The sequence below is a fragment of the Drouetiella sp. genome (assembly GCF_059504425.1).
The window spans coordinates 59,237-77,657 of the sequence record NZ_JCACIN010000009.1; the positions used below are offsets into that span (position 1 = coordinate 59,237).

Annotated in this window: 17 protein-coding genes; 6 read left to right on the forward strand and 11 right to left on the reverse strand. The window is 48.9% G+C overall.

Annotated features, from left to right (window positions below; translation table 11 throughout):
• Positions 1-6 precede the first annotated feature (6 nt).
• The 3 genes from AC5JMP_RS02120 to AC5JMP_RS02130 all read left to right on the forward strand — a co-directional run bounded on the left by AC5JMP_RS02120 (position 7) and on the right by AC5JMP_RS02130 (position 3,787).
• Positions 7-1,104: a glycosyltransferase family 4 protein gene (locus AC5JMP_RS02120; RefSeq protein WP_495849773.1), complete on the forward strand. Its 1,098-nt coding sequence runs from the start codon at positions 7-9 to the stop codon at positions 1,102-1,104.
• A 240-nt stretch (positions 1,105-1,344) separates the two neighbouring features.
• The gene (locus tag AC5JMP_RS02125) at positions 1,345-2,160 is read left to right on the forward strand and encodes a 2OG-Fe(II) oxygenase (RefSeq protein ID WP_495849774.1); all 816 of its coding nucleotides are present in this window, start codon (positions 1,345-1,347) and stop codon (positions 2,158-2,160) included.
• A gap of 199 nt (positions 2,161-2,359) precedes the next feature.
• Positions 2,360-3,787, forward strand: coding sequence for an O-antigen ligase family protein (locus tag AC5JMP_RS02130; protein WP_495849775.1), 1,428 nt, complete (start codon positions 2,360-2,362; stop codon positions 3,785-3,787).
• 236 nt (positions 3,788-4,023) lie between these two features.
• On the opposite strand, the gene AC5JMP_RS02135 is transcribed toward AC5JMP_RS02130, so the two are convergent.
• From AC5JMP_RS02135 to AC5JMP_RS02150, 4 genes are all read right to left on the reverse strand, one after another.
• A complete protein-coding gene (locus AC5JMP_RS02135; protein ID WP_495849776.1) occupies positions 4,024-4,167 on the reverse strand; it encodes a high light inducible protein in 144 nt (47 codons plus the stop codon).
• A gap of 280 nt (positions 4,168-4,447) precedes the next feature.
• Positions 4,448-4,708, reverse strand: a complete 261-nt coding sequence (psaK, locus tag AC5JMP_RS02140; RefSeq protein ID WP_495849777.1) for a photosystem I reaction center subunit PsaK — start codon at positions 4,706-4,708, stop codon at positions 4,448-4,450.
• 285 nt (positions 4,709-4,993) lie between these two features.
• A complete protein-coding gene (locus tag AC5JMP_RS02145; RefSeq protein WP_495849778.1) occupies positions 4,994-6,466 on the reverse strand; it encodes a slr1306 family protein in 1,473 nt (490 codons plus the stop codon).
• 292 nt (positions 6,467-6,758) lie between these two features.
• The gene (locus tag AC5JMP_RS02150) at positions 6,759-6,965 is read right to left on the reverse strand and encodes a hypothetical protein (RefSeq protein ID WP_495849779.1); all 207 of its coding nucleotides are present in this window, start codon (positions 6,963-6,965) and stop codon (positions 6,759-6,761) included.
• 144 nt (positions 6,966-7,109) lie between these two features.
• On the opposite strand from AC5JMP_RS02150, the gene AC5JMP_RS02155 reads away from it, so the two are divergent.
• Positions 7,110-7,298, forward strand: a complete 189-nt coding sequence (locus AC5JMP_RS02155) for a hypothetical protein (protein ID WP_495849780.1) — start codon at positions 7,110-7,112, stop codon at positions 7,296-7,298.
• Here the strand turns inward: AC5JMP_RS02155 and AC5JMP_RS02160 are convergent.
• The 4 genes from AC5JMP_RS02160 to AC5JMP_RS02175 form a co-directional block, all read right to left on the reverse strand.
• Positions 7,263-8,471 carry a hypothetical protein gene (locus AC5JMP_RS02160; RefSeq protein WP_495849781.1) on the reverse strand — a complete coding sequence of 403 codons (1,209 nt, stop codon included), beginning with the start codon at positions 8,469-8,471 and terminating at the stop codon, positions 7,263-7,265. The two genes, AC5JMP_RS02155 and AC5JMP_RS02160, sit on opposite strands and share 36 nt — an antisense overlap.
• Before the next feature lie 204 nt (positions 8,472-8,675).
• Entirely contained in the window at positions 8,676-9,521 is an 846-nt protein-coding gene (locus tag AC5JMP_RS02165) for a SirB1 family protein (protein WP_495849782.1), read from the reverse strand.
• A gap of 20 nt (positions 9,522-9,541) precedes the next feature.
• On the reverse strand, positions 9,542-10,057 hold the full coding sequence (locus AC5JMP_RS02170) for a cyclic nucleotide-binding domain-containing protein (protein ID WP_495849783.1): 516 nt from the start codon (positions 10,055-10,057) through the stop codon (positions 9,542-9,544).
• Positions 10,058-10,231: 174 nt separating this feature from the next.
• A complete protein-coding gene (locus tag AC5JMP_RS02175) occupies positions 10,232-11,776 on the reverse strand; it encodes an FAD-dependent oxidoreductase (protein WP_495849784.1) in 1,545 nt (514 codons plus the stop codon).
• 80 nt (positions 11,777-11,856) lie between these two features.
• On the opposite strand from AC5JMP_RS02175, the gene AC5JMP_RS02180 reads away from it, so the two are divergent.
• A complete protein-coding gene (locus tag AC5JMP_RS02180) occupies positions 11,857-12,615 on the forward strand; it encodes an aspartate/glutamate racemase family protein (RefSeq protein ID WP_495849785.1) in 759 nt (252 codons plus the stop codon).
• 92 nt (positions 12,616-12,707) lie between these two features.
• Here AC5JMP_RS02180 and AC5JMP_RS02185 read toward each other — a convergent pair whose 3' ends face one another.
• Complete coding sequence (locus tag AC5JMP_RS02185) at positions 12,708-13,835, reverse strand: hypothetical protein (protein ID WP_495849786.1); 1,128 nt, start codon at positions 13,833-13,835, stop codon at positions 12,708-12,710.
• Between the two features lie 19 nt (positions 13,836-13,854).
• Positions 13,855-15,438, reverse strand: a complete 1,584-nt coding sequence (locus AC5JMP_RS02190) for an MBOAT family O-acyltransferase (RefSeq protein WP_495849787.1) — start codon at positions 15,436-15,438, stop codon at positions 13,855-13,857.
• Positions 15,439-15,686: 248 nt separating this feature from the next.
• On the opposite strand from AC5JMP_RS02190, the gene chrA reads away from it, so the two are divergent.
• Positions 15,687-16,871, forward strand: coding sequence for a chromate efflux transporter (chrA, locus tag AC5JMP_RS02195; RefSeq protein ID WP_495849788.1), 1,185 nt, complete (start codon positions 15,687-15,689; stop codon positions 16,869-16,871).
• On the opposite strand, the gene AC5JMP_RS02200 is transcribed toward chrA, so the two are convergent.
• Positions 16,846-18,318 (reverse strand): GumC family protein, encoded by a 1,473-nt coding sequence (locus tag AC5JMP_RS02200; RefSeq protein WP_495849789.1) that lies wholly within the window; start codon positions 18,316-18,318, stop codon positions 16,846-16,848. The two genes, chrA and AC5JMP_RS02200, sit on opposite strands and share 26 nt — an antisense overlap.
• Positions 18,319-18,421 lie beyond the last annotated feature (103 nt).

Sequence of the window (18,421 nt, forward strand, 5' to 3'; positions counted from 1 at the left end):
ATCATTATGAAAATTACGTTTGTTATGGCAAGTGGGTTTACGCTCACAGGTGGAGATCGCGTGGTGGCAACCTACGCTGAAGGTCTGCACAAGCGAGGTCACGATGTTCTGGTGGTTTCTCGCCCTCGCATCCCAGTTACATTGTCTGAACGCGTACGTTCTCTCCTGAAGGGTCAGGGATGGCTACCAGATAAGAAAAAATATCCTTCTCATTTCGATCATCTAGATGTTCCTTGTCGCCTGACTAACCACTTTGGTCCGGTTGGAGATAATGATCTGCCTGATGCGGATGTTGTGATTGCAACTTGGTGGGAAACGGCTGAATGGGTAGCCAATCTCTCTCCAGGTAAGGGGGCAAAGGCGTACTTTATCCAGCATCACGAGGTTTTTGACTATTTACCTAAAGAAAAGGTTGAAGCAAGCTACCGACTGCCTTTGCACAAAATTACGATCGCACAATGGCTCGTAGACTTGATGAAAACTCAGTACGAAGATCCTCATGTTTCTCTGGTACCCAATAGCGTTGACACCACCCAATTTTTTGCTCCTCCTCGTGGTAAACAGCCATTTCCTACTGTAGGTTTGACCTATTCTGACATTCCCTGGAAGGGGTGTGATATTAGTCTGGCAGCCTTCTCGATCGCTGCTCAGCAAATACCTGATTTGCGCCTTGTATCTTTTGGTAGCGAGCAACCTACACCTGATTTACCCCTACCTGCGGATACAGAGTTCCACCTCAGTCCCTCTCAAGAACAGCTCAAAAAAATTTATTCTGAGTGTGATGCTTGGCTCTTTGGCAGCCGTATTGAGGGATATGGATTGCCTATTTTGGAAGCTATGGCTTGCCGCACCCCAGTCATTGGTACCCCTGCAGGAGCTGCCCCTGAACTACTTTCAGGAGGGGCAGGAGTGCTGGTTGATCTGGAAAATCCAGTAGACATGGCACGGGCAATCGTCAAAATCTGTCAAATTTCAGAAGATCAGTGGAAGGCTATGTCTAATACTGCCTACACAAAAGCCACAAGCTACACTCTAGAGATGGCAATAGAGCTGTTTGAATCAGCCCTTTCCACCGCCATGGAGCGATCGCAGTCGCTCTACTAGCCAGTAAAAGTTAGTTGCTGCATGAAGTGAGAATCCACTAGCTTGAACCTAGCCACAACTTTAGACAAAACTGAATTTTTTGTGTGTCTAGCAAAGTTTTCGTAAAGGCAACAAATTTTGACCTAGGAGATGAAAAGGACTTTGATATCCTCTACTTATCAGTAAGTTGTAAATTAGGATACTTCTGATTCTGCTAATCAGTCCCTAAGAGTGATGAAAGAAGTGTACTAGGAGAAAAATATGAAGCTAAGTTCAACGTACTACCTCGACTCAGATTACCTGAGCAACCTCGCTGAAAAATATCGGGACGACTATCAGAGCGCTAAACCCTTTCCCCATGCGGTGATTGACAATTTTCTACCGGAAACCCTACTGGATTCAATTCTTGAAGAATTTCCTAAAGCTGGGGCGATCGAATGGCAGAAATTTGATGCGGCGGCTGAGAAAAAACTGGCTTCCAAGTCAGAACTCCAGATGGGAGAAATGACTCGCTTTTTGCTGTACCAGCTTAATTCCTCCACATTTATTACCTTTCTAGAGCGCTTGACTGGCGTTGATGGACTGATTCCTGATCCTCATTTCGTTGGGGGTGGTTTACATCAAATCGAGCCAGGTGGCTTCTTGAAAATGCATGTTGACTTCAACCGCCATGAGCGACTGCGCCTCGATCGCCGCCTCAATCTGCTAATTTATCTCAACAAAGATTGGGAAGAAGAGTATGGTGGATATTTAGAGCTGTGGGACAAAGAAGTAACTCAGTGCAGCAAAAAAATCCTTCCTATCTTCAATCGATGCGTGGTCTTTACTACAACCGATTTTTCGTTCCACGGTCACCCTGAGCCACTAACCTGCCCTGAAGGCGAAACTCGTAAGTCTCTGGCGCTTTACTATTACAGTAACGGCAGACCCGCTTCAGAAATTCGTAAAGGGGGGGCTGGACACTCAACTTTATTCCGTGCTCGACCTGGTGAAACAATCAACATTGAGAAAGAGCCAATTGGCGCTCGAGTCAAGTCATCGATTAAGAAGCTGCTTCCCATCATTGCCAAGGATTAATTGCCGCGATCTGAGTGAACCCTGGATTCATAGCTCAGAAATTTTATCCAGTGCTTTGCTTAAAGACAGGTAGCCTGTTGCGAGTAATGTTGTCGATCGGCTGTTGATTTTTGAAATTTACTTTTGAAACGATAGCAGGTTTGCAACCCAGTGCCTGACATGAAGCTTAAACCAACTTAACTGTGAAAAAGAGGTCACTATGGGATTTACATTGCCTAATAATCCAGCAGGGTATGCGGCGATCACCGTTCCCATAGTTATGTTTCTCTGGATTCCAGTCGTTCTTTACCTATTTTCACGGTTTCCTGCCAGAAAAGCAGTTGTTGCTAGCTTCTTAGGAGCGTGGCTGTTTTTGCCTCAGGCTAGCCTTACACTGCCTAGCATCCCAGACTATGACAAAATATCAGCAACCTGCTACGGCATTCTGCTAGCTACCTTTATTTTTGATGTTGGACGCTTTCGCACATTCAAATTTGGCTGGGTAGATGTACCCATGGCAATTTGGTGTTTTTGTCCATTCATCTCATCCATAACCAACGACTTGGGTCCTTATGACGGCTTTTCAACCCTTCTAGACCAAACAATGAGTTGGGGTGTACCCTATTTCCTAGGACGCATCTACTTCAACACTCTGGATGGGCTGAAGCAGCTAGCAATGGGAATCTTCATAGGTGGGCTGGTATACGTTCCCCTGTGCCTAATTGAGGTGAGAATTAGTCCTCAGCTACACAGGATTGTCTATGGAGATTTTCCTCACTCTTTCGCTCAAATGATTCGAGATGGAGGCTATAGACCCAACGTATTTATGGAATCAGGGCTAATGCTGTCAGCCTTCATGATGGCAGCTACTTTGATTGGCATTTGGTTTTGGCAGTCTGGCGTGGTTAAGCAAGTCTGGAATATTCCCATTTCCTGGCTAGTATGGATTTTAATCATCACCTTTGCTTTGCTCAAGTCCTATGGAGCCTATACCTTATTTATTGTCGGCGTTGGTACCTTGTTTATCGCCAAGCAATTTCGTACAGCGCTGCCCGTCTTTCTCCTGATGATAGGCATGGGCGTTTACCTTTACGTCAACGCTGGGACTGAAACCTATTCTTCTGATCAGCTTGTTGCCTATTTGTCTGATATATTTCCGCCTGATCGAATTCAATCTTACATATTCAGATTGAACAATGAGGAAATCTTGGTAGATCACGCCAGAGAAAGATTCATTTTTGGCTGGGGCGGCTGGAGCCGATCAAGAGTCGTTATTGATGAGTTTGGCGGTATGACTGTTCAGGATAGTCTATGGGTTATTGCCTTGGGTCAGTTCGGTATAGTTGGATTGATAAGCTGCTTTGCCTCAATGCTTTCGCCTGTCATTGCACTCTTCTCAACGCGCTATCCTGCTAGCCTATGGTTTAATCGCAAGGTTGCATCAGCAGCAGCGCTGGCAGTGATTATCACGTTGTACATGGTGGACTGCATCCTTAACGCTATGATCAACCCCATTTATATTTTGGCATGTGGCGGGATTGCGACTCTAGCTATGAAGCCAAGAGAACGAGAAAGCAGCCAAAATGAGCGAAGGGCTGTACGACAGCGCGGCTGGCAATCTGAGGAATCTGGAGGCGATATTTCTTAGGCTTTCTTCCCTAGTTCACTTAAGCAAACAATTGGGTCAGGGCACGAAGCGACCTGACCCAATTGTTTGCTTAATCTTAATCACAAAAGTGGCGAATGTACCTTGACTTTTGCCAAACATACCAGACTCTTGAGCACTGGAGTTGTGGAGAATCTCGCTATCGCTACAAATGGGGACGCATGTACTGCATCCCCACTTAAAATTGATATTCAAACCGAGCTACCAGGCTCTACGTTCTACATTAGGCCAATTTGAGAAAGAATCCCTTGACCTGTCAAAAATTCTGTAGCCAGACCAATCACAAACCCCATCATTGCCAAACGACCGTTCCAGGTTTCAGCGAACTGAGTGAAGCCAAATTTAGTTTGCTGGTTTTCCATGACTGCTTATGCCTCGCTTAAAATCAACCTTGTGTAAATAAACTTAACACAAGTTCAAATAAGTTGGCAATAGCCAAAGGGTTGTTGCAGAATTGTGACCCAGAGAGACACAGCACTCTACATAGTAGATCGCTGTGTTTAGTAACTCCTTAGAGAGTGGCATTATCTCTCGGTCAGATTTGCAGCGTGCTGGGTAGCTGCTCGTTAACCTATTCAAAGGTTTGGAAGGTCTGCGCGCCATACTAGAGTGCACAGACCGCGATAATATGGCTAGATCTCCCTAGATGACACCTAAATTAGATAGTCCCAAAATCACTCCAGCTCCTAGAACATGCCCAAGAGATGTGGTTCCCAATAGAGCGCCCAAACTTAACCCGCCAAATAGATTAGATGAAGGTAAAGCAGGTCCTTCACTAGGTTTTTGAATGGTTAGCTTGCCAATGGCGATCGCCAGAATATTGCAAGCAATCATGATAAAACCGACTGTGGGAGACCACTCCAGAGTGTTAGGAACAGCGGCAAGTAAAGCTGGGGTATACACCAAAATTTCTCCTTAATAACTTGTCAATGATTTCAAATCTAGGTGAACTTCTACCAAAGAATGCCCTCCCTTAGATATGAATTGCATCAATAATTAATATTTTTAGAGATTTTTATAGCCGTATTCAATTTCTTTAGGACATTTTGGGTGGTGTGCGGAGCGCGCCACCCAAAATGTCCCCGTCCTAACCCAGATGAATACAGCTATACAAATAAAGAAGAGGCTCTTTCTGAGAAAGAGCCTCTTCTCATTAACCTGCTTAAGTTTGTCTTGGCCTTGCGGGTCCTAGACAGTAGGAGTGGTAGCTGGGACTAGAGGACTTGGAGCAAATCGACCCAAGCTTTGCTTAACGAGCGAGTGCAGAAATTCTGATCGCTGATTGGCATCGAAAACGGCTTTGATTTTTTGCAGCATGCGATCGACCTTGAAGTTAGGTTCTAAAGCGGGGTCAAGGCTCTGTTCTTCAAAGTATTCAACTAGGCTCAGCCCTGCAATTCGAGTCAGATAGGCTGCGCTGGTTCCTTGGAGCGTACCTCCGGCAACATAGGTAAGAGCATGACTCTTGAGGAGAGGTGCGATCGCCTGACTCGCCATTTCCACTAGACCCAGCTTCACCATCTGGCTAGCTAGATTGCCCATGACGGTTTTTGCCTGATCCAAAGAGAACTGTTGCTGATAGATTGCGCCAAGGTCAACCACAAGCTGGGCATTGATTGTGGCAGTAGCGAGTAGGTCGAGACTGGGAACAGGGTTTGCAAAAGCAGCACCCGCAGCAACCCATTGGTATTGCTCGATAATGGGTAAAGCGCGCTGGCGGCGAACTTGATTGAGTTCAGTTTGAACGACAGCACTCAAGGCTTGAGCCTGCCGCTTGACGGTTGCCAAGATGAGCTGTTGCGATTCTTGGGTCAAGACTTGCTGAAGCCGCTGTTGAAGAATGGCAACATCAGGGGCAGGTTGCTCAAATCGCTCTTCAAAGGTTCCATCGGGCTGATGCTTGCGGACTTTAATCGGGACGGGCTGAGCAGCGATCGCCATAATGTCTTCTGTAGCCAGCAGACCTGCCATCCGATCGCGGATTTGCTGAAGAATAACGGGGCGGTCGGCGATCAAATACTGGTCTTGCTTGTTAAACAGCAGCAAAATCCGGTGATTTTTAACGAGTAGCTTCTTGAGGGTTTGAAACTCAGAGTCGGTGATGTCACCCGTTGTTAGGAACATAACTAGATCAGCATTCTCAGCATCTGCTACAGCAGAATCAGCGCTATAGAACTCTGGCTGATCTAAGGCTGAAGCTGTTGATTGAATGCTAGTTTTTTGAACACTAATGGAGCTATCGCTCAAAAGCTGAGTCAGCGTTGTTTTGCCGACCGATCGCTCTCCTAAGAAAGCAAGGCGGATGCTTTTGCGCTCTAGTTCAGTTGCCAGAGCCGCTAGCTGTTGGCGCAAGTTCACGATGAGAACGGCTGTCTCAGGCAGACTGGCATTCAGCTCGGTGGAGAGATGGTTGATTTGCACCTCTACTTCCGCCAATGCCTTTTCTACTGCCGTGCGATCGACAGGCGTAAAGGACAGTAGGGGACGCTCGACCCTACGCTTTTGGTTAAGCCACCATAGACCCGAACCTAGAGCGACAGCACTCCATACAGCGCTGCTACCCATGCCAATCATATGGGGATCTAGACTACCCAGCAACCAAACTCCGGCTGTTAAACCTAATCCGCCAACCAAAAGCGGCTTCTGTAATAGAGGAATCATAAAGCTATCACCTTTTCTACATCTAGCAAGTTTTCTGCATTCAGCAAGCCATTGAAAACCCCTGACATCCGATCGCATGAACTCTATGCTCAGCATAGCTTGTCAGACTCAGTTTATGAGGCGGTTATCTGTCCTGCTATTACCCAAAAATCCGTCAGATTTTCGGCTAGTGCTTCGAGTAAGCCCTGCTTTGAGATGGCTCTCAATTGTGAGCTTCGGACAAATACAAGCGATCGTTACTACCATGTGAGCGATTGTTCTACCACTCGATGTATCCATAGCTCGATCGCCCTCATTCTTCCAAATTACTCAAGTCTTCCAGATTAAACCGCTCAATGAGGTTTTGCACGTCAGCATTATGGTTGATGTAGAACTCGATTGCCTCATTAACTAAGCCGCTCAATGAGGTGTCTCTGATACCTGCCAGTGCCTTGAGGAGACGATCTAAATCCTCCTCAACAAAGACTCTAATTTCTGGCTTCCTTTTCTTCGCAGCCACTGGGGGCACCTGTATTGATCTCAGTTATTCTCTCTGATCACAGCTGCAAAATGTTTCATCTACCGTATTGTGGCAACTGCCACAATGACGTATATTAGCTATCAAGTCCAATCAATCTAAGGCAGGAACCAAGGAAACTTACTTATGGTCACACTCTCCGATGATGAAGTCGTCTTAATCCGATCGATCCTGACGGCGCTCCGGGCGATCAAGGTGCGCGATATCGATAAAGCTTTGGTGATTTGTCGAAAGGCGATCGTTTCTCAGACGAATTGCGTCGCTAAGTCATTAGGTAGCTTACAGGTTAGCCATAAATTCAAAGCTGATGCTTAGCCGCATCCATCCCGACTGCCATTCACCGTCTTGGTCTATCAGGTCAACCTCCGTACCTTGCAGTAATAGCAGTAGCTCAGGCGTGGTTTGGGCGATGTGCTGCTGCACCTGAGCCTCCAAAGTTTCCAGCAACGCGGGCTGTTGAAGCCAGAACAGATCGGGCGATCGCACCACGCTATTCAGCTCAACCACCGTAGGCGCAATCTCAGGTAGCTCAATGGTAGAGAAGCCTCCAATCTCATGCCCTGTCATCAAATCCAAGCTCCAGTCTAGTTCTGGCGTTTGCACCGTCAAGCCAATCCACAGACGCAGGATTCCCATTTCCCACGGGCGATCGGGTTGGAGCAAGGTCACAGAAATGCCGCTCATCAGCTGCATCACTTCGTAAGAACTGTGGCTAAAGCACCAGAGCAGCCGCAACGCCAGCTCGTCCGTTTGCCATTCTGGCTGAAGAAAATTGCGGCTGGTCAGGGTCAGGTCAGTGTGGAGGCGATCGTCGGCTGTCTCTATTCCTGAAACTGGGGGAGCGATCGCCCCTCGATACTGCTCAATCCAGGCTGCGTCCGTAAATTTGAGGCTGGGCTGAGCCGGGGTTGCCGGAGGCGTTGGCGCTGTCGTGAACTCAAACCCCAGGCTGAGGTGAAGCGTGGCGGGTTGCCAAGGCTGCTGAGGAATCAATAATTCAGTCTGGGTGCCTTCCAGAAAAGGCATTAGAGCAAGTGTCGTGATCTGAATTTGCCGACTTAATAAATTAACTGCCTCAGCGATCGTTGTCGGCTGGGGATAGAGGGTAGAATCGCCGAGCTGAATCAGGCGATCGTCTGTCAAAAGTTCTGATAGGGGTTGCTGTGTGACTAAATCGAACTTGTCAGACAGCGTCGGAGTCTTGACCTGTAACTGAGCGACTAGGCGCAAAATTCCAGTTTGCCAGCTCTCGTCAGACTGCAAGATTCGAGCGGGAGTTCCTTCTAGCAAGCGCATAGCTCCGTAGGCGCTACGGGCAATTCCCCAAAGCAGCCAGGAAGTTAGACCTTTGATGGCAACGTAGTCTATGGGACTGCCTGGGGTCGATCGTCTCAAAACCGCCTGATTTAGTACTTCATGACCTGAGGCGCTAGGACTTGACCATTTATGCAAGCGATCGACAGATGTCCGTTCGGAAGAATTCGCCATTAGGAGTACAGATGAGGAATTGACCTAATCTCCGCCTATCTTAAGCAAAATAACCTAAGAAAAGTAAGAGATCAGGTCAAATGGGTCACTTACGACCCAGATAGAGCGTGAATTGTCAGGTTAAGTGTAGAACAGATTTCAAGATTATGCTACTAATAGCGTTGAGATTGGCGTTAAGTATTAAATAACGCTACTTGTAGCGAACTATCCCTTCTTATTTTCATCTATCCGTTTTAGCAGATCTCGAATCCTGGGAGCATCTGACACCATGGAGGGCGCACAAATCAGGTAGTGTTCCAAATCCTGTTGTGCCTCTGCCCAGCGTCCGAGCTGATAGTAGAGTAAACCACGATCCCGTTGCTCCATCCAGGAATGGGGTAGCAGCAGCAAGATCCGATCGATGGCGGCGATCGCCCTTGACCAATCTTCCTGCTTCAGGTAGACCCCTTTTAGGTTAGTCAGCATCCGCGCCAAAAAATAGTGTGGGCTAACTGCCTCCAAAAATTCGGGGCGGAGCGCCATCGGTCTGCCGTAGACTTGGCTAAGCCGCTCCTGACAGTCTTCCGCAAACAGCACCTCGCCCTGATGAAACGGGTCTACAAAAATTTGCATGTCGTCGCCGATCGGCCGGACGAGAAAGTGCCCCGGCATTCCTACCCCTACCATGGGGAAATCAATTCGACCCGCAACTTCTAAATACACTAGGGATAGCGTAATCGGAATGCCTGTACGGCGATCGATTACTTCATTTAGATAACTGTTGCGCGGGTCGTCATAGCGTTCGGTATTGCCTCGAAATTGCAGATCTTCGTAGAAATAGCGATTCAGGGTTTGGATGATACGCAGCGGATATGGCTCTCTGGGCAGACGTTCCCGCACTTCTACCGCCATGGCATCCAAGGCGCTCAGATACTCCTCGACATCCAGATCCGGGTATTCCTCTTGCGCCAGATATAGGGCTGCTTTTGCCAGATCAATCTGGTCAGGGGGCTGATGAATTTCTTGATAGAAGCGCTGCCGTGCCAGAGAAGATCCTAGAGAAAAATTCATGCTTGCGAGTAATGAGGAGGCTAGAAAGTTTGCTTCAGACGACTGAGCAGCCAGCCCAGCCGCGCCTCGGCGAGTTCAATATTCTTGGCAATTTGCGGACTCATGTCATCAGAGCTGTTTCGATCGCCCTGCGGATTCATCGTATCGCGCAATCGGTCGGACAGAAACACCGCGATCGCATGGTAAAAGTGGCTGGCAAAGTCTCGATCTTGGGAAAGCTTGGTGGCAAGCTGCGATCGCGGAATTACCCAGACCAGAGAATCGATCGCTGATTTGACGGTAGCCGAAGGATTGCGGGAATCGACAAATGACATTTCTCCCACTACCTCGCCGCTGCCTAGCTTAGCAATCTCCTTGCCTGCCGCTTCCAAAGAGACTACCAAAGCACCTTCCAAGACAATGTACAGCGCATCGGTGGGTTCGCCTTCCCGAATCAGCGTGTTACCTGCTGCCACCGATTTCTTTCGACCCGCTGTCATCAACCAATCGAAGTCGCGATCGCTGAATGCTGCCAGCATATAAAGTGCTTTCTTCATGTCAAGGAGTTTTTCTGGAAATTTGTGAAGGCTCGATCGCTCTGGCGATGACGTATTTTTCGCAAAACTTTAATCCCTGACCGGACTAAAATTCAAGTCCGATTGAAACAGTTTGTAAGGCACATGCAGTTATGAAGGGGCTTGGCATTGCCAAGCCCGTACCGAGCTATTCATCTAGGGGTAATCATTGCCAGAGCCGTACTGCAATGCCTCCAGCCAGCGATCGCCATAATATTGCCAAGCGGTTGGCAGTGACTTAGTCCAGGGCTTCAACCTCAGCGCCAAAGGACACAAAGCCGCGTACAAACCCAGCGCCAGGAAATGCCCCATCCAGGTCAGTAACGTTAACAAGCCTACATGGGGAATGATTGCCAATATCAGGCAGGGATGGGCGATCGCCACACGCAGCATCGTCTGAGCCAGCGCCGAGAACTGCACCACGTCTTGCAGGAAAGGCTTTAGCACCCGATCGCCCAACTGCTGCATTTCCTCAAATACGGCGGACAGCAGAGCGTTAATCTGGTTGGGCGCAACTTTCTGGTGAATGCCCACACTCATCGATCGCTGAAATAGCCAAGTTACCGCCAAACTGGGCTGGTAGGGATGGAGCAGGGCAAGGGCAGAGCGATCGAGCAAATCTTCAGCCAGCGCCGCATCAATGCCAGCGGTTAGCCGTTTCAAATGGCGAATCATGGCTCCAAATCCGCCAAAGCTGAGGGGTGATTGATTGCCGCTACTGTCGCCAATGGGCAAAATCCGATTCCAGGCGGGCTTTAGCGGACTCTGACGGTAGCAGGGAAAGAAGCCAAACAGGGCACGTTGGAATTGGAGGCGATCGAGTTCTATCCCCTGATACTGCGGCAAAAGCTGGAAATAGCTTTCAAATAGGGTTTCTAGGCTGGGGCGTTCTGGCTGGGCATCTAAATACGTGAACAGGTAGGTAGTTCTGCCATCCCGCGCCGGAAACGCCTCCCAAAAATACTGACACTGATTCTGCACCGTCGTAAAGGTGGCAAACAGATCGCCTGTAGGATTTTCAGGGAAGCCCTGAGCACAAGTGCCGACGACTAAACAGACGGCATCGGGTGACCTTCCCTGTCGTGCCTGCTGGGTAACGGGCGAGAAGTGACCCATGGCATCCAGTAAAAGGCGGGTTGTAAACAGTGTCTCCGCAACCTGAACGGTGACGCCGTTGGGATGGACGACCGCCCCCTTAAACGCTGTGTCTTCAAACAACTGCCCTCCGGCAGCCAAGAATTTTGTTTTGAGGGTGTCAAGCAGCTCGACTGGATCAACGCCGATATTTAGCACATCGGTGACCTGTAGCTCAATACCCTCGTGAAAGCGAACATAGCCCGGATTGTAGGTGGTGGCGATCGTCCCTTCTAGCTCTGCCTCAGTCAGCAAGCCCAGCTCCACCAAGGCTTGTAACTCTCGCCGCGAGATATTCCATTCCTGGTCACGTCCGCGTAGCTTGCCGCGCTCCAAAACTGCCACCCGCCAGCCGCGTTGGGCAAGCGCTGCGCCGATGAGAATTCCTAACGTGCCGCCGCAAATGACTACATCCCAGTCGATCGCTAGCGGCTCAGACGTTTCTTGAACCACTTCAGACGGGGGAATCTTGGCTTCCCGGTAGGCTTGCCAGAGGCGATCGGCTTGTCGCAATCCGGCGAAGGGATTTCCTGGCATTTGTGACAGAATTTGTTCGGTCAGGCTCATAGAATGGCTTGGGTGTAATGTTCACTGTTTCAAACAGGTGCACGGCACCCTTTGCAGACAATCAATTTATAGAGACATCTATGCGAATTAAAGTGATTAACGGCAATACCTTTGAGTCTATGACACAGGGCATCGATCAGTCTGCTCAGGCGGCGCGGTTTCCAGACACAGAAATTGTCACGACTCAACCTAAAGCGGGACCAGAGTCGGTGGAGAGCTATTATGACGAGTATCTGGCGATTCCTGGAATTCTTGAGGAAATTATTTTATCTGGGGACGAATTTGATGCTTTTGTAATCGCCTGCTGGGGCGATCCCGGTGTTGAGGCAGCGAGAGAGATTACCCTAAAGCCTGTGATTGGTATTGCGGAAGCCAGTATGTATGTTGCCAATATGGTTGCGGCACGATGGGGCGTGATCACCACCCAGCACCGTACCCTCGACATGATTGAGAAAACTATTTACAAAACTGGATTTTCCCATCGGTGCGTTTCGATTCGCACGACGGGTATTCCTGTGGTAGAAACCGAAACGGCGCGCGAGGCAACAACGGACGCTCTGGAGCAAATTGGGCGGTTGGCGATCGCCCAAGACAAAGCAGAAGCTCTCTGCCTCGGCTGTGCTGGGATGAGCGGCTTAGATCACGCGCTGGAAAAACGGCTGGGGATTCCAGTGATTGACTCCGTTGCCGCAGCCGTCAAAATGGCAGAGGCGATCGTCTCATTGCACAAACAGAACAGCAAGGCTCTAACTTATCAGGTGCCCTCGCCCAAGCCGATTAAGGGATTCCCGGCTCATATGCAGCCCGGTCGCTTTAGCGCAAATTCGGACAAGAAATGAGGGTATTTCTTAAAGGGTAAGGATTTTTTTGTTGCTTGGGCAAAGCCCAAGCAACAAAAAAATCCTTACCTAAATACCACTACCGAAATGAGCTAGTTTTGCCAACGATCGAGTGCATTTTCCTGCTTCAAAAACGCCTGAATTTGATCTTTGTAGCGCTTTTTATAGGTTTCAAATTTGTATGCATTCACCTGGATGCCAAAGGCTGAAGCCTGATTTTCAGCCTGAAGAATGGCGGCAATGCGATCGTTGGTAGGCGTAAAGAAGTGGCTGCCGTCAAACGTGTTGCGCGGCTCTTGGGTAACAGCTGAGGGAATTGAAAAGTCATAAAAAACGTCATAGCTTTGAGATATCTGATAGAACCCTTGTAGAGTACAGTCTGTCAGGTTGCGGCTGTAGGTTTCATTCACAACACTCCAAGCCGATCGTGGTGGTACATAACCCACATATTTGGCATCTGGGAATATGTTTCTAAGCTGATTAAATAAACCAACCTTTGATAAATTGCACTGCTGAGGAGAAAGCTTTTGGGTGAACTGCGGTGTATATTGTGGCGGATGCTCAAAATCTGCCACTTCAAAATTGCGATCGTAATACTGAGCCTTATCCGGGCTGACTCCTGCCAGCGTCATCAGCGAGAACAGAAAAACATCAGCTGAAAAGAACGCATGGTAGACAGAAGGAGTGGCAATATGTTCCGCATCTTCTCCTGCTTTCTCTATTTCTTGTCCAGCAACTAGGTTGAACTCATCTACGCCAACATAGACTGTTTTGGGAATCAAACCCTGCTCTTTTAGAAACTTGGCATAGGCAATAAAGTCTCTGATATTTCCGCCTTTGATGGCGTAGTTAAAGCAGCGCTGATTTTTGAAGGCAGAGGCTCTGAGCGCGATCGCCCTAGAGCTGCCCAAGATCAGGCAATCGTATCCTGAATCTTTGGTTCGTAAAAATAAATTTGTTTTAGAAATCCGTTCATTGAACGCAAAGTTTTTGTTCGTCAACTGATTCCCATGGCTATACCAAAGCGGATCAATTAACCAGTTCAATAATCCGGCTCCTGAGAAGATGATTACCGAAATGATGGAGTATAGCCAGAAGTCGAATTTAGCAGTCTGTGGATTAGAAACCTGTGGTGGTGTAGGGCGATCGCGCCTCTCTAGCGGTGATTGCGATCGTCGAATGCCTCTAAGCAGCGCCTTGGTGGAAAAGTTGAGGTGCATAGTTTTTAGGAAGACAGAATTAGAACTGGAAATATAGGAACTCGCTGACTCGCGTGAAGCAAAGTAGGGAAACGGCGGTCAACAAAGCCACGATCGCGCTCCAAACTTTGCCGGGATGCCAAGATAACTTTTGCCAAAACTGCTCAAACCAGACAGGATGATTGGCAGCGATCGGCTGATCTAATGTGGGGCTGTATCGACCCATCCACTGCTGCGTATTAGGCGTAAACCAGGCGATTGCCAGCAAAATCGCAATGCCAAAAACGGCGTACTGCTGGCTAATGCCGACATTGACTGTAAACCCGTCAAAGGTGGCTCCGACGCTGCGAAGAAAGCCCAGTCTTGCCTCCAGAAATTGCGGTAGCGCCAAGCCATTCATGCCCAACATTGCGCCTAAAATTGCCCCTGCCGTTTGGAGATTGTGCGCCCTAAAAATCACCCAAGAAATCACGACTGCCAGAAATGTTGTTAGCCAGCCCATACCTCGTAACCATGCCGGATCTTGGTGGAGGTCATGCCCTAGGCTGCGCCGAAGCGATCGCCACTGGTGATTAATCACCAGGTAGGCACCGTGCAACCCGCCCCAGACCACAAACGTCCAGCCTGCGCCATGCCACAGTCCGCCTAGCAGCATGGTAATCATCAAATTTAGGTGCCGTCGAAATGTGCCTTGGCGACTGCCGCCCAGGGGAATGTATAGATAGTCCCGCAGAAAATTGGAAAGGGTGATGTGCCAGCGTCGCCAAAAATCGATGATGCTGATGGCTTTGTAAGGCGAGTCAAAGTTGATGCCAAATCGAATGCCGAACATATACGCTAGCCCGATCGCCATGTCGGAGTAGCCGGAAAAATCGAAATAAAGCTGTAGTGCGTAGGACAACGCTCCCGCCCAGGCCTCTGAGAAAGTAAGCGACACGCCTTGAGCTGCCGCCCCAAATGCAGCGTTAGCAAATCCTGAAATGCGGTCAGCAAAGACCATTTTTTTGAATAGCCCTGCCATGAACACCGTCAAGCCGATGGAAAAACACTGTCCGCTGAACCGATAAACCGATTCTTTAGCAAACTGCGGCAAGATATCTTGATACCGAACGATCGGCCCCGCAATTAGGTGCGGGAAAAAGGTGACAACCAGGGTGTATTCCAGAAATTTGTATCGCTGCGCCGTTCCTCGGTAAGTATCCACCAAATAGGCGATCTGCTGAAAAGTGAAGAACGAAATCGCTAGCGGTAGGGCAATTTTAGCCAGATGAAACTCTGTTCTAGCCGTCTGATTCACCGTGTCCACAAAGAAATTGGCGTATTTGAAATAGCCAATCAGCGCCAAGTCAACAAAAATTCCGAAAGACAGCAGCAGCTTACGGGTGCTGGGCGATCGCTCCGCCTGCCCCAACTGCCGAGACAAACAGTAATTAAATATGACTGAAAAGCCTAGCAGCGCCAGATTCGCCGGATTCCACCAGGCATAGAAAAACAGAGAAGTAACCACTAGCCACAAAATGGCGCGGCGTTGAGCGATCGGCTGTCGATCTCGACCGATCAGAAAAAAGCCCAATAGCGCCACCGGCAAAAATGCGAATAGAAACTCAAAAGAATTGAATAACATACACCCCAGCGATTTTGAGAAAGCTCTTTCTTAGAGGCTCACCCGCTATTTCTTAAGCAAGTAACCCAAGTACATAATTCACTAATTATACCTGTCTACTGTGTTTAACTCAGTGTTAGCACTGAGCTTCACCGAAAACTCATAAGTGATGCTTAAGGGTTGCAAAATCCAAAATCTAAAGTTCTATAGCAGACTCGCTCAAAACTTCGGTAAGCTCTGAATGTAAAAACTGCAAACAGGTCGCAACCATGGAGGACAATCGCCTTCCTAACTCTGCTGAACTCGTAAAGTTACAGCGTCAGAAGCTCAAAGAGCTAGTGCCAGTCTTTCTGAAATTGGGCACGATCGCCTTTGGTGGCCCAGCTGCACATATTGCGCTGATGGACGATGAGGTGGTGAAGCGGCGGCAGTGGATGAGCCGCGAAAAGCTGCTGGATTTGTTGGGAATTACTAATTTGATTCCGGGGCCCAACTCAACTGAGCTAGCGATCCACATTGGCTATGAACGTGCCGGATGGCAAGGACTAATAGTAGCCGGATTCTGCTTTATTGTGCCCGCCACGCTGATGGTTTGGGCGATCGCAGCCATTTATGTTCAGTATCAAACTTTACCTCAAGTAGAAGGATTGCTGTATGGCATCAAGCCTGTGATTATGGCGATCGTCATTCAGGCGCTGTGGAAACTGGGTAAGTCGGCGCTCAAGGATCTGCCGACGATCGCGGCAGGAGTGATGGTGATTCTCTGCTCTTTCCTTAAAATTAATGAAATTCTGCTGCTGTTAGGGGCAGGATTGAGCGTCATGCTCGTGAAAAATCGCGATCGAATAAGAGCCAACTTTGCTCTGTTGCTGCCTGTTGCTAGCGTATTACCTGTTTCAGTTCAGGCTCCACCAACGGTGGCTCCAGCCAGCAGCATTAATGTTTTCCTGTTTTTTCTCAAAATTGGCTCAGTGCTGTATGGCAGCGGCTATGTGCTACTTGCCTTCCTCCAGCGAGATCTGGTGGAGCGATCGCACTGGCTCACCTCTCAGCAGTTGCTAGATGCTGTTGCAGTCGGGCAAATTACGCCAGGGCCTGTGTTTACCACGGCAACTTTTATTGGCTATTTGCTGGCGGGAAATGGGGGAGCGATCGCGGCTACTCTCGGCATCTTTCTCCCTGCCTTCGTTTTCGTGGCGTTGGTTAATCCCTTTGTGCCCAAATTGCGCCAGTCTGCCTGGGCAAGCGGTTTTCTGGATGGGGTAAATGCCGCTTCGCTAGGGCTGATGGCAGTCGTGACCTGGCAATTGGGGCAAGCCGCTTTAATAAATGGATTCACCGTTGCTTTAGCTTTGCTTAGCTTGGTAGCAATCTTTCGGTATCGGGTAAATTCTGCATGGCTGGTGTTAGCAGGTGGTGTCGCGGGTGTTACGGCTCAAGCTTTGTCGCTGTAGGAATTTCTAACTTCTCCTCATGCTTCTCTATTTCAGGGCTAAATTTCCGATCGGAGGGCAGCTTTTTCTTGCCATAGGTGCTGCGAAACTCCGAGATTAGGGCGATCGTCAAGCCCAGCAACGCCCCGGCAACGGTGCCTAACCCCAAAACCATGATCTTTTTACTGGCTAAGGGCTGAGTGGGTACGATCGCGGGTTCAATCACCCGCACGTTTTTTGCCACCTGGCGCTCTTTGACTTGAAGCTCTTCCTGGCGGGCTAGGAGTGCCTCGTAGGTGTTTTGAGCCGCAGTCAGCCGTCGCTCTAGCTCACGCTGTTCTTGCTCTAGCTCAGGTAGACTATAAACGCGCTGTTGGTACTGTGCTTTGGAATTCTGTAAAGAATCCAGCTTTCTTGCTAGGCTCAAGCGCTGCACATCAGCAGTGAGAAAGGCGGTAATTAGGCTTTGCTTCAATTCGCCAATCTGAAGCAGACCTTCAGGAACTGAGGTTGGACTGCCCGCTACTTTCGCCACTTCCTGTTGCAATAGGCTACGCAACAAAGCCTCACGCTCATTTAAACGCAGGACGATCGGGCTAGCATCGCTGAAGCGGGAGCGTTCGGCGGCAAGTTGTCGCTGGATCTGCTGAAGGTCGGTGAGTATGCTCTGAATTGCCGGAGACTGACTAAGGGCGCTAACGACGATCGCCGATCTAGGATCTAACGCAATCTGATCCCTCAACGAAAGGGTTCGCGCTGAGGTCTCTTCCATCTCGGCACGAGTAGACAAAATTTGACTATCCAGATTTCCTAAAATCGCCACGGCTGACTCTGCCTCTTTGTCCAGCGCCACGACTTGATTCTGCTCTTTAAAGTCCCGTAGCGCCGATTCTGCCGATCGCACGTTTGCCTCTGATTGCGGAGTCTGACTGGCTAAGAATTCTCGCGCAGAAACCGTCTCCGACTGACCAGCCAGCGTAGAGCTTCTAATGTAAAGATCGACCAGAGTATTAATGACTGCGGTTGCCTCCTGCGGATCTTCACCCTGATAGATCATCTGGATGACATCTGCTGCACCTACAATCTTGATGTTTAATCTTGCCTCCAGTCCTTGAACATCTAGCGGTTTGCCGTTGTTGGCTTTGAGGTTTAGCTTGGCGATCGTCTGCTGAAGTAACGGTCGAGAAGACAGAATCTCAATTTCTGAGTTCAAGGGACTTTGCTCCTGTAACAACGATTTCAGCGCCTCGCCGTCCTGCGGATTTTTAGTAAGAGCCGTTAGGGCAGAAGCTCTGTCTGCTTTAAAGAGTAACTTGGCATCTGCTTGGTATAGAGGTTTGAGCCGCGTTGTATACCAGGCTGACAGAAGCACGGTTGTTACAAAAGCTGCTAGAGCGGGTATCCAAGAGCGGCACAACGCCTCTCGATAACGGCTAAAGTCCACATCCAAAGCATCTCGAGACTCCATAAAGCTATGTAAATTCTCCCTTTCATCTGAAATTAATATGCCCCAAACCTTAGCAGATCTCACTTTGCTAATTCGGGCTGATCCGGGAACTCTGAATCCAAGA